The sequence below is a fragment of the Gammaproteobacteria bacterium genome, from assembly GCA_003696665.1.
Taxonomy (GTDB): Bacteria; Pseudomonadota; Gammaproteobacteria; order Enterobacterales.
This window is the reverse complement of sequence record RFGJ01000529.1, coordinates 1-1,117: the sequence shown is the minus strand read 5'-3', so window position 1 is coordinate 1,117 and position 1,117 is coordinate 1. Positions and strand designations below refer to the sequence as shown.

Here is a 1,117-nt window from a genome sequence, read left to right as displayed (position 1 = left end):
TGACGCCCGAGCAGGTGCACGCCCTGCGGGAGCGCCATTCCGTCTACATTGTGGGCTCCGGGCGCATCAACGTGGCCGGGATGACCAGCAGCAACATGGACTACCTCTGCGCGGCTATCGCGGATGTATTGAGGAGTGTGTAGAACTAACTCAGGGGCAAGTACCAGATTGAGTTCTCGTACTCTTCGGCTTCAGAGGCGCCCCAGATCAGAAGCAGTTCTTGCACGGTTTCCTCGATTGTCATGCTTGGATGAAGAACAAAGATCGGAGGCGCGTGCCCGTGCCGATGCAGAAATGAACGGAGATGGCCGGGCATAGAAGCACGGTTGTGGGTGAGGAGAGCAAAGCGGTTCGCGGCGCACCAACGCAGAATGTCGGGGTCTGATGTTCCATAAGAAGGGGCGATTGGGTCGCCAACGCGCCAAACTTCCAGTTCAGGGACACGCCTGTGAAGTGCTTTGCGGAGGATAGGGTCCACATTTTCGTCAAGGAGAAAGCGAAGACGGCTCATTTTTGAACCGTCTGGGGATCAGGCTGTTTTGCAGCGAGATCACGCAGGCGCAGAAGAACTGGCGGCGGGTTTTGTTCCTGCGTTTTGCGCATCTGGTCTCCGTGGGCCAGCCACTCGGCAAGATAATTCGTGAGCTTTTCCTGGTTGTGCAGGTAAAATAAAATCGTCGCGTATACCTGCTCGAGCGTGAGAGAAGGATACCGAGCCGCGATATCTTCCGGCGTCTGACTCCGATATAGATAGTCATATAAGACGGTCTCGATACCGATGCGGGTGCCTGCAATGCGGATGTCGTTGGGGCCCAGGACTTCAAAGTAACTTTCGAGTTGCATCGCTGCCTTCCTTTCGTCACACGGCCATCTACATATGAACCTGTGTGATAGTATATCATAACGTCCCAAATCATTGAGATGCATGCAAAACCGGTTGAACATTCCGGGAATGTCGGTTCAGCTCACTTTGAACACCCCAATCCTTGCGCGGAGGTCCAGTCACAGAACAATGAAACCACTCTCTGAACTTGTGGAGGCTGTGCCGGGCAGCGTCACGGCCATGATGATGCAGAAGGGCCGGGAGATGGCCGCGGCCGGGCTGGATGTGATCAAT

At 55.1% G+C, this 1,117-nt stretch carries 3 protein-coding genes; 1 reads left to right on the top strand and 2 read right to left on the bottom strand.

Translation table 11 applies throughout. The features are described from left to right. A partial coding sequence (locus D6694_13065; protein RMH37864.1) for an aminotransferase class I/II-fold pyridoxal phosphate-dependent enzyme occupies positions 1–143 on the top strand: 143 nt, incomplete at its 5' end. Between the two features lie 2 nt (positions 144–145). On the opposite strand, the gene D6694_13060 is transcribed toward D6694_13065, so the two are convergent. Both D6694_13060 and D6694_13055 read right to left on the bottom strand, forming a co-directional pair. Continuing rightward, on the bottom strand, positions 146–511 hold the full coding sequence (locus D6694_13060; GenBank protein RMH37863.1) for a hypothetical protein: 366 nt from the start codon (positions 509–511) through the stop codon (positions 146–148). Next, on the bottom strand, positions 508–843 hold the full coding sequence (locus D6694_13055; GenBank protein ID RMH37862.1) for a DUF433 domain-containing protein: 336 nt from the start codon (positions 841–843) through the stop codon (positions 508–510). The genes D6694_13060 and D6694_13055 overlap by 4 nt, the downstream gene beginning before the upstream one ends. Positions 844–1,117 lie beyond the last annotated feature (274 nt).

What these genes read in the sequence shown, in the direction of transcription:
- D6694_13060 (RMH37863.1), bottom strand. Translation starts at nt 511, where the DNA reads ATGAGCCGTCTTCGCTTTCTCCTTGACGAAAATGTGGACCCTATCCTC.
- D6694_13055 (RMH37862.1), bottom strand. Translation starts at nt 843, where the DNA reads ATGCAACTCGAAAGTTACTTTGAAGTCCTGGGCCCCAACGACATCCGC.